The 16,522-nt window shown below is 73.6% G+C and carries 14 protein-coding genes; 5 read left to right on the top strand and 9 right to left on the bottom strand.

Translation table 11 applies throughout. The features are described from left to right. Position 1: 1 nt before the first annotated feature. The gene (locus tag ABEA04_RS08370; RefSeq protein WP_345456871.1) at positions 2-985 is read right to left on the bottom strand and encodes an alpha/beta fold hydrolase; all 984 of its coding nucleotides are present in this window, start codon (positions 983-985) and stop codon (positions 2-4) included. 58 nt (positions 986-1,043) lie between these two features. Between ABEA04_RS08370 and ABEA04_RS08365 the strand changes: the two genes are divergently transcribed. Further along, positions 1,044-1,853 (top strand): alpha/beta hydrolase, encoded by an 810-nt coding sequence (locus tag ABEA04_RS08365; protein ID WP_345456868.1) that lies wholly within the window; start codon positions 1,044-1,046, stop codon positions 1,851-1,853. A 722-nt stretch (positions 1,854-2,575) separates the two neighbouring features. Here the strand turns inward: ABEA04_RS08365 and glpX are convergent. From glpX to mca, 3 genes are read right to left on the bottom strand one after another with little or no spacing between them, the layout of a single operon-like run. Then, a complete protein-coding gene (gene glpX / locus ABEA04_RS08360) occupies positions 2,576-3,619 on the bottom strand; it encodes a class II fructose-bisphosphatase (RefSeq protein ID WP_345456864.1) in 1,044 nt (347 codons plus the stop codon). 9 nt (positions 3,620-3,628) lie between these two features. Next, entirely contained in the window at positions 3,629-3,940 is a 312-nt protein-coding gene (locus ABEA04_RS08355; protein ID WP_345456861.1) for a hypothetical protein, read from the bottom strand. After that, positions 3,937-4,875: a mycothiol conjugate amidase Mca gene (mca, locus tag ABEA04_RS08350; protein ID WP_345456858.1), complete on the bottom strand. Its 939-nt coding sequence runs from the start codon at positions 4,873-4,875 to the stop codon at positions 3,937-3,939. Before mca ends, ABEA04_RS08355 begins: the two co-directional genes overlap by 4 nt. Before the next feature lie 23 nt (positions 4,876-4,898). On the opposite strand from mca, the gene ABEA04_RS08345 reads away from it, so the two are divergent. Beyond that, on the top strand, positions 4,899-5,303 hold the full coding sequence (locus ABEA04_RS08345) for a DUF4307 domain-containing protein (RefSeq protein ID WP_345456855.1): 405 nt from the start codon (positions 4,899-4,901) through the stop codon (positions 5,301-5,303). Between the two features lie 145 nt (positions 5,304-5,448). Next, complete coding sequence (greA, locus tag ABEA04_RS08340; RefSeq protein WP_345456852.1) at positions 5,449-5,952, top strand: transcription elongation factor GreA; 504 nt, start codon at positions 5,449-5,451, stop codon at positions 5,950-5,952. Positions 5,953-5,964: 12 nt separating this feature from the next. Here the strand turns inward: greA and ilvA are convergent, their stop codons facing one another. From ilvA to ABEA04_RS08320, 4 genes are read right to left on the bottom strand one after another with little or no spacing between them, the layout of a single operon-like run. Next, entirely contained in the window at positions 5,965-7,227 is a 1,263-nt protein-coding gene (gene ilvA / locus ABEA04_RS08335) for a threonine ammonia-lyase (RefSeq protein WP_345456849.1), read from the bottom strand. Next, on the bottom strand, positions 7,214-8,683 hold the full coding sequence (locus ABEA04_RS08330; RefSeq protein ID WP_345456846.1) for an AI-2E family transporter: 1,470 nt from the start codon (positions 8,681-8,683) through the stop codon (positions 7,214-7,216). The genes ilvA and ABEA04_RS08330 overlap by 14 nt, the downstream gene beginning before the upstream one ends. A gap of 16 nt (positions 8,684-8,699) precedes the next feature. Beyond that, positions 8,700-10,025 (bottom strand): glutamate mutase L, encoded by a 1,326-nt coding sequence (locus ABEA04_RS08325; protein WP_345456843.1) that lies wholly within the window; start codon positions 10,023-10,025, stop codon positions 8,700-8,702. A gap of 60 nt (positions 10,026-10,085) precedes the next feature. After that, a complete protein-coding gene (locus ABEA04_RS08320; protein ID WP_345456840.1) occupies positions 10,086-11,252 on the bottom strand; it encodes a cystathionine gamma-synthase in 1,167 nt (388 codons plus the stop codon). 62 nt (positions 11,253-11,314) lie between these two features. On the opposite strand from ABEA04_RS08320, the gene msrA reads away from it, so the two are divergent. Together msrA and ABEA04_RS08310 are read left to right on the top strand one after the other, a co-directional pair. Further along, a complete protein-coding gene (gene msrA / locus ABEA04_RS08315) occupies positions 11,315-11,956 on the top strand; it encodes a peptide-methionine (S)-S-oxide reductase MsrA (RefSeq protein ID WP_345456837.1) in 642 nt (213 codons plus the stop codon). A 67-nt stretch (positions 11,957-12,023) separates the two neighbouring features. After that, the gene (locus ABEA04_RS08310) at positions 12,024-12,383 is read left to right on the top strand and encodes a YciI family protein (RefSeq protein ID WP_345456834.1); all 360 of its coding nucleotides are present in this window, start codon (positions 12,024-12,026) and stop codon (positions 12,381-12,383) included. Positions 12,384-13,234: 851 nt separating this feature from the next. On the opposite strand, the gene ABEA04_RS08305 is transcribed toward ABEA04_RS08310, so the two are convergent. Beyond that, positions 13,235-16,396 carry an Ig-like domain-containing protein gene (locus tag ABEA04_RS08305; RefSeq protein ID WP_345456831.1) on the bottom strand — a complete coding sequence of 1,054 codons (3,162 nt, stop codon included), beginning with the start codon at positions 16,394-16,396 and terminating at the stop codon, positions 13,235-13,237. Positions 16,397-16,522 lie beyond the last annotated feature (126 nt).

The following is a 16,522-nucleotide window of genomic DNA, read 5'->3' as shown; positions in this document are numbered from 1 at the left end:
CTCAACCGGCGTTCTTGCTCCGCTGGGCGTTGTCGGTGATGGCGCGGGTGAAGGTCTCGAACAGCGCGGGCGGCATGTCGTGTCCCATGCCGTCGATGAGCAGCAGCTCGGCACCGGGCACGGCGCGGGCGGTGGCGCGGCCACCGGAGACGTGCACCATCTTGTCGGCCAGGCCGTGGACGACGACCGTGGGCACGCGCACCTCGCGCAGCGGCGCGCTGCGGTCGGGCTGGGTGACGATGGCGAGCATCTGCCGCGCGGTGCCCGACAGCGAGACGCCGCGGTCCCAGGTGTCGGCGGCGCGCTGCTCGGTCTCCTCGCGGGTCTGCGGGTAGGCCGGCGAGCCGATGAGCCGCCAGGTGGTCACGCTCGAGCGGATGTAGGCCTCACGCCCGCCGCCGCGGCCGAGCAGCGTGGGCAGCAGGCTCGGGTGCTGCCAGCCGACGGTGCGCTGCCCGGTGGTCGACATGATGCTGGCCAGCGAGCGCACGCGGTCGGGCTCGGCGATGGCCATGGTCTGGACGATCATCCCGCCCATCGAGACGCCCGCCAGGTGCGCGCTCTCGAGGCCGAGGTGGTCGAGCAGGCCGAAGGCGTCGGCGGCGAGGTCGGCCATCGAGTACGGCGGCCGCGAGCGTCGCTTCGCCACCCCGGTGAACGCCGCCACCAGCGCACCCCGGGTGACGCGGCCCTCGGCGCGGCTCGAGCGACCGGTGTCGCGGTTGTCGTAGCGGACGACAAAGAACCCGGCCCGCGCGAGCATCTCGCACAGCTCGGGGTCCCACCACGTCATGGGCCCGCCGAGGCCCATCACGAGCAGCAGCGGCTCGTCGTCGGGATCGCCGAAGGTCTGGTAGCACAGCTCGACGCCGCCGGTGAGCGGCGCGAACAGCTCGTCGGAGACGGCGACGTCCGGCTGGGTGGAGGAAGCCTTCGAGGCGGCCTCGGACGAGGTGGTGGCAGGGCTGTCGGGCGGGGTCGACACGCCCCCATCCTCCCCGACGTCCTGTTCAGGGGGCTCACCTGGTCGTACCGTCGGCATGGTGAGCGACGCTGCGGTCAATCCGTTGGCCCCCTTCCTGCTGCCCGACGGCTTCGAGCCGCCGCCGCTGAAGGCGGTGCTGCGCGAGCGCAGCGTGGTGCGTGAGGCGGGCCGGTACGCCGTCCGCACGCTGGAGGAGCGGCGCCTGCGGGCGCCCGTCGACGACGCGCCGGTGCTGCTCGTGCCGGGCTTCATGGCCGGCGACACCAGCCTCGCCCCGATGGCCAAGGCACTGCGCCGGCGCGGCTGGCGCACCTACCGCTCGCACATCCACGCCAACGTCGGCTGCACCCGCGAGGCCGCCGAGCGGCTCGAGGCGCGGCTCGAGGCGATCACCGAGAAGCGCGGCGTCCGCGCGCAGGTCGTCGGCCACAGCCTGGGCGGGATGATCGCCCGCGGGCTGGCGGTGCGGCGTCCCGACCTGGTCGCCGGCATCGTCACCCTCGGCAGCCCGATGCTCGCCCCCGCCGCCCACCACGCGGCGCTGTCGCTGAGCGTCGAGGTGCTGGTGCGGCTCAGCTGGGCCGGCGTGCCGGGACTGATGACGCGCCGCTGCGTCGCGGGCTCGTGCGCCCGCGAGAGCTTCGACGAGAGCCGCGAGCCGGTGCCCACCGGTGTCGGGTTCACCGCCGTCTACTCCCGCCGCGACGGCATCGTCGACTGGCGCGCCTGCGTCGACGCCGCCGCCGTCCCGGTCGAGGTCGGCGTCTCGCACGTCGGCATGGCCGTCGACCCCCGCGTCATCGACGAGGTGGCCGCCGCGCTGCGCCGTCAGGCCGACGCCGGCGACGTGGGTCGCGTCGTCGCCTGACGTCCGGGCCTCCAGGCTCGACCCTGGACGATGGTCGGGCTGCGAGGAGGCCTGGCGGCGACCCTCGAGACAACCGGCCGTCGACGCGAACGTCTGCGTCGGGGTGCCCTTCGACAAGCTCAGGGTCCGTGTGGTCGCGTTCGCGTCGACCGCACGAGGTCTCGAGGCTCGGCCGTGGCCGGCCTCGCACCTCGACCACCGTGGAACGAGGTCGGCCGTGGCCGGCCTCGCACCTCGGCCACCGCGACGGCATCCGGCGATGGTCGAGGTGCGAGGAGCCCTGGCGACGAGCCTCGAGACCACCGGCCGTCCACGCGAACGTCTGCGTGGGGGTGCCCTTCGACAAGCTCAGGGTCCGTGTGGTGGCGTTCGCGTCGACCTCACGAGGTCTCGAGGCTCGGCCGTGGCCGGCCTCGCACCTCGACCACCGTGGAACGAGGTCGGCCGTGGCCGGCCTCGCACCTCGGCCACCGCGACGGCACCCGACGATGGTCGAGGTGCGAGGAGCCCTGGCGACGAGCCTCGAAACCACCGGCCGTCCACGCGAACGTCCGCGTCGGGGTGCCCTTCGACCAGGTCAGGGTCCGTGTGGTGGCGTTCGCGTCGACCTCACGAGGTCTCGAGGCTCGGCCGTGGCCGGCCTCGCACCTCGACCACCGTGGAACGAGGTCGGCCGTGGCCGGCCTCGCACCTCGACCACCGTGGGGCGAGGTCGGTCGAGGTCAGTCGTCGGAGTCGCCGCCGCCGAAGTCGATGGCGGCGAAGGGGCGCAGCTTCTCGAGGCGGTGCTCGCTGGTGATGGAGCGGATGGTGCCGCTGCGTGAGCGCATGACGAGCGAGTGGGTGCTGCAGCCGCCGGCGCGGTAGCGGACGCCGCGCAGCAGCTCGCCGTCGGTGATGCCGGTGGCGACGAAGAAGTGGTCGTCGCCCGAGACCAGGTCGTCGGTGGTCAGCACGGCGTCGGGCGAGAGGTCGTGGCCGGCGGCGAGCGCCTTGTCGCGCTCGGCGTCGTCCTGCGGCCACAGCCGGCCCTGGATGACGCCGTCCATGCACTTCATGGCGCAGGCGGCGATGATGCCCTCGGGCGTGCCGCCGATGCCGAGCATGAGGTCGATGCCGGTCTCGGGGCGGGCGGCCATGATGGCGCCGGCGACGTCGCCGTCGGAGATGAACTTGATCATCGCGCCGGTGGCGCGGATCTCCTCGACCATCGTCTCGTGCCGGGGCCGGTCGAGCAGGACGACGGTGACGTCGGTGGCCTTCTTGCCCTTCGCCTTGGCGACCTGGTGGATGTTCTCGGCCACCGGGTATCGCAGGTCGACGACGTCGGCCGCCTCGGGGCCGGTGACCAGCTTCTCCATGTAGAAGACCGCCGACGGGTCGTACATCGAGCCGCGCGGGCTGACCGCGAGCACCGAGACCGCGTTGGTCATGCCCTTCGCGGTGAGCGTGGTGCCGTCGATCGGGTCGACGGCCACGTCGCACTCGGCGCCGCTGCCGTCGCCGACCTGCTCGCCGTTGTAAAGCATCGGCGCGTTGTCCTTCTCGCCCTCGCCGATGACGACGGTGCCGCGCATGCCGATGGTCGCGATCATCACGCGCATGGCGTTGACCGCGACGTCGTCGGCGCCGTTCTTGTCGCCGCGCCCGACCCAGCGGCCGGCGGCCATCGCCGCGGCCTCGGTGACGCGCACCAGCTCGAGGGCCAGGTTGCGGTCGGGCGAGGTGGGGGCCACCTCGAACTGCGGCGGGACGGCGTCGGGCATGCCCTGACCCTAGCGATCGCGCGGGGCGTCGTCCTCGCCGTCAGGGGCGTGCTCGCCGTCCTGCTGCTCGGCCAGCCGTCGCTGCTCACGGACGGCGGCCAGCCCGCGCGCCGGGCGCTGCTTCTTGGGGTCGGAGGGGTCGTAGAGACCCTGCTCGGCCGCGCGGTCGACGTTCTTCAGGCGCTTGGTGAGGCTCCAGCCGAGCAGCGCGATGGCCACGATGCCGAGGCCGAAGAGGGCGAACGCCGTCCAGCCGGCGACGACGTCCTCGTCGGCGGGGGCGGCGGTGACGACGAGCGCGAGCAGGCCGAGGGTGGTCATGCGCTCTCCCGCGTGTCGGTCTCGGCGAGCCGGTCGAGCTCGATGCCGGCGAACAGGTCGTCCTCCGGCGTGGTCGACTCGACGTGGCTGACGACGAGCTCGTAGTCCTCCGTCGGCCACACCGAGGTCTGGATCTCGCGCGGGATGGCGAACCAGAACCCGTCGGGGTCGATCTGGGTGGCGTGGGCCAGCAGCGCCTGGTCGCGGACGCCGAAGTAGTCGCCGCACGGCACCCGGGTGGTGAGGCGCTCCTCCCACTCGGGCTCGCGCTCCCAGTCCTTCAACCGGTCGGCGTAGGGCGACTCGAGGCCGTGGTCGAGCATCGCCTGGTGGAGGCTGGAGATCTTCGCCCAGCTCCAGCCGTGGTGGTAGTAGAGCTTCAGCGGCTGCCACGGCTCGCCCGCGTCGGGGAACCGCTCGGGGTCGCCGGCGGCCTCGAACGCCGCGACGCTCACCTCGTGGCAGCGGATGTGGTCGGGGTGCGGGTAGCCGCCGCGCTCGTCGTAGGTGGTGACCACGTGGGGCCGGAAGTCGCGGATCAGCCGCACCAGCCGCTCGGTGGCCTCCTCCAGCGGCACGAGCGCGAAGCAGCCCTCGGGCAGCGGCGGCTTCGGGTCGCCCTCGGGCCAGCCGGAGTCGACGAAGCCGAGCCAGTCCTGCCGCACCCCGAGGATGTCGCGCGCCCGCTCCATCTCCTGGCGGCGGATCTCGGTGATGTTGGCCAGCACGTCGGGCCGGTCCATCCTCGGGTTGAGGATCGACCCGCGCTCACCGCCGGTGCAGGTGACCACGTGGACGTCGACCCCCTCGGCGACGTACTTCGCCGTGGACGCCGCCCCCTTGCTGGACTCGTCGTCGGGGTGGGCGTGCACGTGCATCAGCCGCAGACCCGCACGGGGGCCGGGCTGACGCGGGTGCTGGGGGCTCTGCGCCATGACCGCAATCCTAGGATGGGGGTGTGACGGGGACCGATCTGGCCGAGCGCTATGGCACCCCGCCCGCCTGGCGCCGCAGGGCGCTGCTCGGCGCGGTGGCGGCCGTCGTCCTCGCCTTCGGGGTCTGGCTGGCCTGGACGTCGTGGGTGCAGGCCAGTCCCGAGGTGTCCTCCGGCGGGCTGCGCTACGAGGTGGTCGACGACAGCACCGTGAGCGCCACCTTCACCGTCGACCGCACCGATCCCGACGTGACCGCCACCTGCCAGCTGCGTGCCTACGCCCCCGACAAGTCGATCGTGGGCGCCATCAGCACCGAGGTCGAGGTCGGGGCCGGCGGGCAGGTCACCACGCAGTTCCGCACCACCAGCCGCGCCACCGCCGTCGAGCTGATCGGGTGCACCGCGCCCGGGCAGAGCCGCCCCCGCTGATCCGTCGATTCCGGCGGCCCGGGGCCGGTGTTGCTAGGCTCGACCATTCGGCCGTCCCGCTGAGCCATCGCGCTCGCGACGGCCGAACGTCCGTGACCCACCGCCCCGGCGGCGGCCCAGACCCGCAACACACAGGAGTACACCCATGACGCAGTCGACCGAGCAGGACACCGTGTGGCTGACCACCGAGGCCCACGAGAAGCTGCAGGCCGAGCTCGCCAACCTCAAGGGTCCCGTGCGCGACGAGATCGTCCAGCGCATCAGCGAGGCCCGCGACGAGGGTGACCTCAAGGAGAACGGCGGCTACCACGCCGCCCGCGAGGAGCAGGGCAAGAACGAGGGCAGCATCCGCCAGCTCGAGGAGCTGCTCGCGAAGGCCGTCACCGACCGTCCGGCCGACGACGGCGTCGTCGCCGTCGGCACCGTGGTCACCTACAAGTTCGAGGGCGACGCCGACGACGAGGCCGAGTCGTTCCTGCTCGGTGCCCGCGAGAACGAGGACTACGTCGACGTCGAGGTCTTCTCGCCGCAGGCCCCCCTCGGCGAGGCGCTGATCGGCGCGACCAAGGGCGACACCGTGGCGTTCGAGGCGCCCAACGGCAAGACGCTCCAGGTCGTCGTCGTCGACGTCAAGCCGTACGGCGCCTGACGCGAGCCGCGCTCAGGGGCCCGGCGTCAGCGGGTCGCCCGCGACCCGGTAGCCCCGTTCGCGCAGCCGCGTGATCAGCGCGGTGGCGTGCTCGGCGCCGCGGGTCTCCAGCTGCAGCGCCACCTCGACCTCGTCGAGGTTGAGCGCCGGTGAGATGCGCTCGTGCACGACCTCCATCACGTTGCCGCCGCACGCGCTGATCTCGGCCAGCAGCGCGGCCAGACCGCCCGGGACGTCGGGGATGTTGACCCGCAGCGAGAGGTAGCGGCCCGCGGCCGCCATCCCGTGCTGGATCACCTTGCCGAGCAGCAGCGGGTCGACGTTGCCGCCCGACAGGACGGCGACCGCCGGCGTCGGGTAGGCCGCGGGATTCGCCATCAGCGCGGCCACGGCGGCGGCGCCGGCGGGCTCGACGACCATCTTGGCTCGCTCGACCAGCGCCAGCAGCGCCCGCGACATCTCCTCCTCGGTGACCGTGACGACCTCGTCGACGTGGTCGCGCACGGCGGCGAAGGTGAGGTCGCCCGGCAGGCCGACGGCGATGCCGTCGGCCATCGTCTTCATCGAGGTCAGCGGCACCGGCGCGCCCTGGGCCAGCGAGCCCGGGTAGGCCGCCGCGCCCTTGGCCTGCACGCCCACCACCATCACGTCGGGACGCCGCGCCTTGACCGCCAGCGCGACCCCGGCCAGCAGCCCGCCGCCGCCGGTGGGGACGAGCACGCTGGCGGCGTCCGGCACCTGGTCGAGGATCTCGAGGCCGACGGTGCCCTGCCCGGCCATCACGTCGATGTGGTCGAAGGGGTGGATCATCACCGCACCGGTCTCGGCGGCGAAGGCGCGGGCCGCGACCATGGCGTCCTCGAGGTAGCGCCCCGAGAACACGACGTCGGCGCCGTAGCCGCGAGTGGCGCGCTCCTTCGGGATCGGCGCCCCCTCGGGCATGAAGACGGTGGCCCTGGTGCCCACCAGCTGCGCGGCCAGCGCGACGCCCTGGGCGTGGTTGCCGGCCGAGGCCGCGACGACGCCGCGCGCCCGCTCCTCGGCGGTGAGGCGGGCCAGGCGCACGTAGGCGCCGCGGGCCTTGAACGAGCCGGTGCGCTGCAGGTTCTCGCACTTGAGCCACACCGGCCCGCCGACGACCGAGGAGAGCCAGCGCGACTCCTCCATCGGCGTCTCGATGGCCACGCCCCGGATCAGCTCGCGGGCGGCCTCGATCTCGGCGAGGCCGACGGTGCCCCCGGCGGGTAACGGGCGGTCGGTCTCAGGCGCGCTCATCGGCCGTCCCGGTGTCGGCGGGCGTGACGGCCTCGAACTCGCCGGTGTCGGAGACGTCGTTGCGTTCGGCGTAGTCCTCGTGCAGCTCGTCCTTCGGGTCGGACCCTGGCTCGGTGTGGGCGGCCAGGTGCTGCACGACGGCGTTGACGGCGGCCGCCAGCGGCACGGCGACCAGCGCACCGGCGATGCCCGCAACGAGGATGCCGGCGGCGATGGCGAGGATGACGCCGAGCGGGTGCACCGAGACCCAGCGGCCCATGAGGAACGGCTGCAGCACGTGGCCCTCGAACTGCTGCACCCCGACCACGACGGCGAACATGATCAGCGCCGTCACCGGGCCCTGGTCGACCAGCGCCACCAGCACCGCGACGCTGCCGGCCACGAAGGCACCGACCATCGGCACGAACGCGCCGAGGAAGACCAGCACGCCGATCGCGAGCACGAACGGGACGCCGAGCACCGCCGCGCCGATCATCACGCCGGCGGCGTCGGTGAGGGCGACGATGACGGTGGCGCGCACGAACTGGGTGAGCGAGATCCAGGCGACCCGGCCCGAGCTGTCGACGCGCTCGCGGGCGGCGCGGGGGGCGATGCGCACCAGCCACGACCAGATGCGGTCGCCGTCGGCGAGGAAGAAGTAGGTGCCGAACAGCACGATGAACAGCCCGGCCAGCACGTGGCCGAAGATGCCGCCGATCTCGGTGGCCTGGGAGAGCCAGTCGCTGTCGGCGGTGCGCTCGGTGATGGCGGCCTGGGCCTGCTCGATGTAGCCGTCGATCTGCGACTCGCTGGCGTGCAGCGGGCCCTCCTTGAGCCACAGCTTGATCTCGCCGAGGCCCTTGACCGTGGAGTCGGCGAGGTCCTGCGCGCCGCTGGCGACCTGCTGACCGGCGAAGGTGAGCATCAGGCCCACCAGCCCGAGCAGGCCGATGACCACGATGAGCGCGGCGAAGCCGCGGGGCAGGCCGAGGCGTCGCAGCCCGTGCACGAAGGGGGTGGCCAGCGCCGAGAGCAGCAGCGCGATGGCGATCGGGATGGTGATGACGGCGAAGAAGCCGACCAGCCACAGCAGCACGTAGCCCGCCGCGGCGATCACCAGCAGCCGCCAGCCCCACGAGGCGGCGACGTCGAGGCCCCACGGGATGCTCGTGCCCCGAGCGCCCGCGGCGGCGGGCACGGCCGTCGAGCGCGGGGCCAGCGCGTCGAGCTCGCTGCGCCGCTCGTCGCGCATCTGCGCCCACTGGGCGGCGATGCGGGCGAGCACCCGCTCCTCGCGCTCGCGCTCGCGCGCGACGTCGTCGTCCTCGACCGCCGAGCGACGCCGCAGCCGTCGGCGGCGCTCGGGCGCCGAGGCGGCGTCGGCCGGCGGCACCGGGCTCTCGGGCGACTCGGGCTCCCCCTCAGTCTCGTCGAGGTTGTCCGGCTCCGCGGTGCGGGCCTTCTCGGGGGGAGTCACGTGGAGAGAGCCTAGGTCAGGTCGGCCGGGACCGCGCGTCGTCCGCCAGGGTGGCCGCCAGGCGTGACGCGGTGTCCGGGTAACCCTCGGCGAGCAGCCCGACGGCCGCGAGCAGGTAGCGGGCGTCGACCACGACCCGCGGCCGCTCGGGCAGCTGCCAGCCGCCCTCGACGTCGCGGCCGGTCGAGCCGGCGAGCACGCGGTCGGCCACGCCGGGGCGACCGTGGCGCAGGACGCCGCCGGAGAGCACCACCAGGCCGACCTCGCGCAGGTCGACGCCGCTGCGCTCGATGACGCGTCCCTCGGGGCCGACCACGACGCGGGCGCGACCGGCGTGGCGGCGCAGCGCGAGGCCGGTGGCGGCGCGGGCCAGCGCCTCGTCGTCGTCGTGGTCGGTCTCGGTCGCGGGCAGCCACGACGGGTCGGCAGCGCGGGCGGCCGCGGCGTCGGCGAGGTCGTCGAGGCCCGCGGCCTCCGCGGTGCTGACGGCCGACCAGCGCATGCCGAGGTCGCCCTCGACGGTGCGGGTGACGGGGGTGGCGGCCACGACCTCGCGGGCCAGGGCGCCGGTCTCGGCGTCCAGCTCGACGACCGAGTGGACGTCGGTGGTGGCGCCGCCGACGTCGACCACCACGACCGGGCCGACGGCGGCCGCGAGCACCTCGACGCCGGTGAGGACGACGTCCGGGGTGGCGCCGCGCACCAGCGAGGCGAACCGGTCGCCCGCGCTGAGCTGCTTGCCGCCGATGACGTGCGACAGGAACATCTCGCGCATCGCGGCGCGGGCGCCCTCGGGACGCAGCTCGCCGATGCGCGGGACGACGTTCGGCGCGACGACGACCGGCAGGCCGGCGAGGGCGGCGCGCACCTCGTCGGCGGCGTCGGCGTTGCCGGCCGCGACCACGGGTCCACGCCAGCCGGCCCTCTTCAGGCGGCGGGCCGCGCCGACGACGACCTCGGCGTTGCCGCCGTCGGTGCCGCCGGTGAGCAGGACGACGTCGGGCCCGGCGAGGTCGTCGAGCCCGAACGGCCCGGCGGCCGCGGCCACGACGGCGACGACCTTGCCGCCGCTGCTGAGCGCGACGCGGCGTCCGGCCTCGGCGGTGACGAGCTCCTCGTTGCCGACGACCGCGATGCGCAGCCCGCCTCCGGCGCTGGAGCACACCAGCAGCGGTGCGTCGGCGGCGTCCAGGCGCGCGACGCACGCGTCGACGCCCTCGAGGACGTCGGTGCCGACGGTGGTCGGGTGCTCGGCGGCGCCCAGCACCACGGCGTCGTCCAGGTCGACCAGGAGCGCCTTGGTGAACGTGGAGCCGACGTCGAGGCAGACGACGGGGGTCACGGCGCGCCTCCCCCGGACCCCGAGCCCGTCGAAGGGCCCCGACCGGACCCCACGGCGTCCTCAGTCACCGAGGGCGCGGTCGAGGTCCGCGACCAGGTCGTCGGCGGTCTCGATGCCCACCGAGAGGCGCACCAGGTCGGCCGGGACCTCGTTGCTGGTGCCGGCGACGCTGGCGTGCGTCATCCGCCCCGGGTGCTCGATGAGCGACTCGACCCCGCCGAGCGACTCCCCCAGCGTGAAGACCGACGTGCGCTCGCAGACCGCCAGCGCGGCGGACTCTCCCCCGGCGACGCGGAAGGAGACCATGCCGCCGAAGCGGCGCATCTGACGGGCGGCGACGGCGTGACCCGGGTGCTCGGGCAGGCCGGGGTAGATGACCTCGGCGACGGCGGGGTGGCCGGTGAGGAAGTCGACGACGCGCTCGGCGTTGTCGCAGTGGCGCTCCATGCGCACCGCGAGGGTCTTCAGGCCGCGGTGGGTCAGGAAGCAGTCGAACGGGCCCGGCACGGCGCCGATGGCGTTCTGGTGGAAGGCGATGCGCTCGGCGAGGTCGAGGTCGCGCACCACCAGCGCGCCGCCGACGACGTCGGAGTGGCCGCCGGCGTACTTGGTGGTCGAGTGGACGACGACGTCGGCGCCGAGCACGAGCGGCTGCTGCAGGTAGGACGAGGCGAAGGTGTTGTCGACGACGAGCAGCGCGCCGGCGTCGTGGGCGACGGCGGCGAGCGCCTCGATGTCGCCGATGCCGAGCAGCGGGTTGGTGGGCGTCTCGAGCCAGACGAGCTTGGTGCTGCCGGGCCGGACGGCGGCGCGCACGGCGTCGATGTCGGCGATCGCGACCGGGGTGTGCTCGATGCCCCACGGCTTCTCGACCTTGTCGAAGAGGCGGAAGGTGCCGCCGTAGGCGTCGGTGGGGAGCACGACGTGGTCGCCGGGCAGGCAGGTCGACCGCACCAGGGTGTCCTCGGCGGCGAGGCCGGAGGCGAACGCGAAGCCGCGCTCGCCGTCCTCGAGCGCGGCGAGCGCGCCCTCCAGGGCGGTGCGGGTGGGGTTGGCCGAGCGCGAGTACTCGTAGCCGCCGCGCAGCCCGCCCACGCCGTCCTGCAGGTAGGTGGAGGTGGCGTAGATCGGCGGGATGACGGCGCCCGTGGTCGGGTCGGGCTCGTAGCCGGCGTGGATGGCGCGGGTCTCGAAGCCGGCCTTGCCGGTGTGCTGCTGCTCGCTCACCCAGCGAGACTAACGACTCGGCTCGGGGGCCGGAGTCTTGCCCGACCTGGGAGGATGGAGGCATGTTCTCCCGCCGCAAGACCTCGCTGATCGACCCGGCCGAGGCGCTCCCCGGCCGCGACTCCGACCCGTTCCGCCGCGCCGAGAAGCACGTCGTCCTCGGCACCCCCGTCGTGAGCGACGACGTGCCCGACGGCCACGAGGTCGCGATCTTCGGGCTCGGCTGCTTCTGGGGCGCCGAGGAGGTCTACTGGCAGCGCGAGGGCGTGTGGTCGACGTCGGTCGGCTACGCCGGCGGCTACACGCCGAACCCCTCCTACGAGGAGGTGTGCACCGGCCGCACCGGGCACACCGAGGCCGTCCGCATCGTCTTCGACCCGGCGCAGGTCTCGTTCGCCGACCTGGTCAAGCAGTTCTTCGAGATCCACGACCCCACCCAGGGCATGCGCCAGGGCAACGACGTGGGCACGCAGTACCGCTCGGCGATCTACTACACGACGCCCGAGCAGGAGCAGACCGCCCGCGACCTGACCAAGATCTACGGCGACGTGCTCGCCGAGCGCAGCCTGGGCGACATCACCACCGAGATCGCGCCGGCCGGGCCGTACTACTACGCCGAGGACGCCCACCAGCAGTACCTCGCCAAGAACCCCTACGGGTACCGCTGCCACGCCAACACCGGCGTCGCCTTTCCTCGCGACTAGGTGTCGTGACCGGTCAGGCCCGTTCGTGGAGTAGACGTAGACACCCCCTACTCCGAGGAGCGAGCGCATGGCCGAGTACCTGATCTTCTTCAACCAGCAGTGGGTCGGTGACCACGACGAGGAGTGGTTCCAGGGCCGGGTGGCGCCGTCGAAGGCGGTGATCGCCGACCTCGAGGCGGCCGGTGAGCTGGTCTACGCCGGTGGCCTCGTCGAAGAGCTGGACGCCGCCTTCAGCGCCGACGCCACCAGCGGCGAGACCGTCGTCACCGACGGCCCGTTCGTCGAGACCAAGGAGTTCCTCGGCGGCCTGACCATCGTCGACGTCCCCGACGAGGCCCGGGCGCGCATGTGGGGCGCCCGGATCGCCGAGGCCTGCGGCTGGCCCCAGGAGGTCCGCCCCTTCAAGCCCGGCTCCCTCCGCACCTGACCGCGCGGCTCGACCGGTGGTCGAGCAGCGAGCCCCGGCGGGCGTCGTCGAAACCACCGGCCCTCCGCACGGAGGTTCGCGCGGGGTGCCCTTCGACGAGCTCAGGGTCCGTGCGGGAACGTTCGCGTTGACCGTGCGAGGTCTCGAGGCTCGGCCGTGGCCGGCCTCGCACCTCGACCACCGTCGGGCCGACTCCGGTGGTTGAGCAGCGAGCCCCAGCGAGCGTCGTCGAAACCACCGGCCCTCCACGCAGGCGTTCGCGCACGACGTGCCTTCGACGAGCTCAGGGTCCGTGTGGGTGCGTTCGCGTTGACCTTGCGGGGTCTCGACGACGGCCTCGCGCAGACGCTCGGCCTGCTCGACCACCGGAGGTGCCGGTGGTTGAGCAGCGAGCCTCGTCGAAACCACCGGCCCTCTGCGCGGACGTTCGCGGACGACGTCCCTTCGACGAGCTCAGGGTCCGTGTCCGCGGACGTTCGCGGACGACGTCCCTTCGACGAGCTCAGGGTCCGTGTGGGTGCGTTCGCGTTGACCTTCCGGGGTCTCGACGACGGCCTCGCGTAGCCGCTCGGCCTGCTCGACCACCGGTGGTCCGTCTGCCGTGCGGATGCGTTCGCGTTGACGTCCCGAGGTCTCGAGGCTCGGCCGTGGCCGGCCTCGCACCTCGACCACCGTCAGGCCGACTCCGGTGGTTGAGCAGCGAGCCCCAGCGAGCGTCGTCGAAACCACCGGCCCTCCACGCCGACGTTCGCGGACGACGTCCCTTCGACAGGCTCCGGGTCCGTGGGCACCGGCGGGGGCTTGGGACCTGCTCGACCACCGGATCCCGACACCGGTGGTCGAGCAGGGTGCTACCTGCGGAGGGTGAAGGTGCGGGTGGTGGTGGCGGCGGCGTACTGCGTGTCGCCGGCGTAGCGGGCGGTGAGCCTGGTCGAGGCGGTGGTCGGCAGCTTCGCGATGCGGAAGCGGGCCACGCCCCGGGCGAGCTTCGCGGTCAGGTTCTTCGAGCCGACCTTGAGGGTCACCGTGCCGGTCGCCGGGCTGCCGGCGACCTTCGCGACCGTCACCGTCACGACGCCGGGCTTGCCGCGGCGCAGCGGGCCGTCGGCGGCGAGGCGCAGGCGGGCGGCGCTCTTCTGCACCGCGACCGACGCGGGCTCCGTCGCGGGGCCGTAGAGGCTGTCGCCGGCCCAGGACGCCGTGAGGGACGTCGTCCCGGCGCGGCCGGGCACCCACGAGACGCGGGCGGTGCCGTCGGGCGCGAGGTCGGCGCGGCCCAGGACCGTCGCGCCCGAGCGCAGCACGACCTCACCGGCGCGACCCGCCGGGGCCATCGTGACGGTCGTCGTCACCCGGGTGCCGCGGACGGCGCGCGGGGTCGTGACCGTCAGCTGCGCGGTGCGGGCGGAGACCGCGACCGTCAGCAGGGCGGACGCCGTCCCGCCGTGGCCGTCACCCACGGTGACCAGGAACGAGTCCGTGCCCTCGCGCGACTGCGGCGTGTAGGTGACGTCGGACCCGGAGACGCTCACCGACCCGTGGGTGGGCTCGGAGACGTCGGTGATGGTGACGACGTCACCCGCGTCGGGGTCGGTGGCGGTGATGGTGGCGGTGACCGGCGTCCCCGCCTCGGTGGCCAGCGCGAGCGTGGGTCCGGTGATGACCGGGGCGTGGTTGACGTGGTCGACGGTCACCGTCACGGTGGCCGGCGCCGAGGTCAGCAGCCCGTCGGAGGCGGTGTAGGTGAAGCTGTCGGTGCCGTGGAAGAACGGGGACGGCGTGTACGTCGCCGCCGCGCCGGCGACCGTGACCTCGCCGTGGTCGGGGCCGTCGGCCAGCGCGTAGGAGATCACGTCGCCGTCGACGTCCTCCCCCGCCAGCGGGATGGTGACCCCACCCGTGCCGGTCTCGGCGACCTCGTCGGTGCGGGTGCCGTTCACGTCGGCCGCGGTCGGGGCGTCGTTGACCGGCCGCACCGTCAGGTCGATCGTGCCGGTGTCGGTCGCCTCGCCGTCGGAGACGGTGAAGGTGAACGAGTCCGCGCCGTGGAAGTTCGCGGCGGGCGTGTAGGTCGCCACGTTGTCGTTCAGCAGCGTCACGGTGCCGTGCGCGGCCTGGTGGGTGATGGCGAAGGTGATGGGGCCACCGTCGGGGTCCTCGCCCACCAGGAAGACCATGACCGGGGTGTCCTCGTCGGTCGAGGCCGACCTCGAGTAGGCCACCGGCGGGTCGTTCACCGAACGGACGGTGATCGTGGCGGTCGCCGTGACCGTCGAGGTGCCGTCACTGACCGACCAGGTGAAGCTGTCGGTGCCGTGGAAGTTGTGGCGCGGGGTGTAGGTGGCGTTGTTGGGGGCGTTGAGCCCCAGCGTCCCGTTGGCCGGGTAGCTGACCCAGTCGAAGGAGAGCGGGTCGCCGTCCGCGTCGGTGGCCGGCAGCGTGAAGCTGATCGCCGTGTCCTCGTCGGTGCTGACGTTGACGTCGCTGGGCACGGGCGGGTGCTGCACCGGCGCGGTGACCGTGATCGAGACGGTGGCGAGGTTCGAGAGCGCACCCTGGGGGTCGCGGGCCCGGTAGGTGAAGGAGTCGCTGCCGGTGTAGCCCGCGGACGGCGTGTACGTGACGGCGCCGTCGGCGAGGGCGGCCGTGCCGTGCGCCGGGCCGGAGACGACCGTGTAGCCCAGGTCGGTGTCGTCGACGTCGGTGGCGTTGAGCACGATGCGGGCCGCGGTGCCGCGCGGGGTCGAGACGGTCAGGTCGCTCGCGACGGGCGGGTCGTTGACCGGGGTCACGGTGATCGTCACCGTGGTGGTCGCGACGCCGCCGCGGCCGTCGCTGACCCGGACGCCGACCACGTCGGTGCCGGACCAGTTCGGCGACGGCGTGTAGCTGAGCGTGGCGCCGCTGATGCCGGCCGAGCCGTTGATCGCGGTCTGGCTGATCGACCAGGTGAGCGGGTCGCCGTCCGGGTCGGTGGCGGTGAGGGTGACCGAGATCGCGGTGTCCTCGGCAGTGCTCACGGTGACCGCCGAGGTGGTCGGCGGGTTGTTGGTCGGCGGGGTCGTGCCGCCGGGCGAGTACTCGGTGCCGGTGGTGCTGCCGCACGCCGGGCCGCGGCCGACGCCGTCCCCGAAGATCGAGGCGACCCACTCGGGGTGGTCGATGAACGGGTTGCGGTTGCCCTGGTAGTCGGCGTCAATCAGGTTGTTGCGGAGGCGCTCGCGGTCGTCGGGCGGGTCCATCTGCGACCAGCGGATGAGCGTCGAGAGCTTGCCGTGGTTGCCCGCGCCCGAGCCGTTGCAGGTGCGGTCGTTCAGCTTCAGGTCACGGGAGAACTGGGCGTCGCCCTCGTAGCGCACCGCCATGTAGAACAGCCCGCGCGCGAGGTCGCCCTTGACGGCGTCGGGCGGCTCGAAGGAGTCGCTGTCGCGCTTGCAGACCGCGCAGTCGGGCACCGAGGAACCGGTGGGCGAGTCGTCGAAGTCGAGGTTGCCGCGGGCGCTGTTGGACCGCATGAACGAGGGGCGCATGTGGTGCAGGTCGGTGCCGGGCCCGGCACTGGTCGTGAGGTCGCCGTGGCTCTGGGCCCAGGTGTGCTCGCGGTTCCAGCAGTTGCTGGCCGATCCGCACTGGTTGGACGCCGGCATGCTCACGCCGGAGTAGAAGTCGATGATCGCGCTGCTGTTGTTGGGGTCGCGGTCGAGCACCTTCAGGGCGTCCCACACGCCGGGCGTGTAGCTCAGCCGGGTGTGGCCCTTGATGATCGTGTTCAGCCGGGCCGCGAGGTCGGCGCCCGTCAGGCCCTCGGTGCCGGCGTAGTAGGTCGCCGGGTCGTGCGGGGTGCCCCGCCGCGGCTGCGAGGACGCCGGCGCCGGCGCCGGCGCGCTCGGGGTGGACGTCGTCCGCTCGGCCGTCACGGTGGCGCCGGAGGCGGGCGCGCCCGGGACCAGGGAGAGGACGCTCGCGCCGACGGCGGCGGCGACGAGCGCGGAGAGACGGCGGACCACGGGCATGCAGGAACTCCTCGAGCAGGTGCGGGAGAGTGCGCGCCGAGGGAGGAGGCGCGACGGCCGAACCTAGGCGCTCGGGCCCCTCCTCGGCAGCGAAACGGCCAGGAAAGCTCGGCCCTCACCCCGAAG

The sequence above is a fragment of the Nocardioides marinquilinus genome (assembly GCF_039543705.1).
In the GTDB taxonomy this organism is placed as follows: domain Bacteria; phylum Actinomycetota; class Actinomycetes; order Propionibacteriales; family Nocardioidaceae; genus Nocardioides; species Nocardioides marinquilinus.
Note: the sequence above shows the minus strand (reverse complement) of the source record. Positions and strands in the feature narration are given on the sequence as shown.

Bases quoted from the DNA above. Each gene is read 5' to 3' on its own strand.
- glpX (WP_345456864.1), bottom strand. From the start codon at position 3,619: ATGCCCGACGCCGTCCCGCCGCAGTTCGAGGTGGCCCCCACCTCGCCC.
- ABEA04_RS08355 (WP_345456861.1), bottom strand. From the start codon at position 3,940: ATGACCACCCTCGGCCTGCTCGCGCTCGTCGTCACCGCCGCCCCCGCC.
- mca (WP_345456858.1), bottom strand. From the start codon at position 4,875: ATGGCGCAGAGCCCCCAGCACCCGCGTCAGCCCGGCCCCCGTGCGGGT.
- greA (WP_345456852.1), top strand. From the start codon at position 5,449: ATGACGCAGTCGACCGAGCAGGACACCGTGTGGCTGACCACCGAGGCC.
- ilvA (WP_345456849.1), bottom strand. From the start codon at position 7,227: ATGAGCGCGCCTGAGACCGACCGCCCGTTACCCGCCGGGGGCACCGTC.
- msrA (WP_345456837.1), top strand. From the start codon at position 11,315: ATGTTCTCCCGCCGCAAGACCTCGCTGATCGACCCGGCCGAGGCGCTC.
- ABEA04_RS08310 (WP_345456834.1), top strand. From the start codon at position 12,024: ATGGCCGAGTACCTGATCTTCTTCAACCAGCAGTGGGTCGGTGACCAC.
- ABEA04_RS08305 (WP_345456831.1), bottom strand. From the start codon at position 16,396: ATGCCCGTGGTCCGCCGTCTCTCCGCGCTCGTCGCCGCCGCCGTCGGC.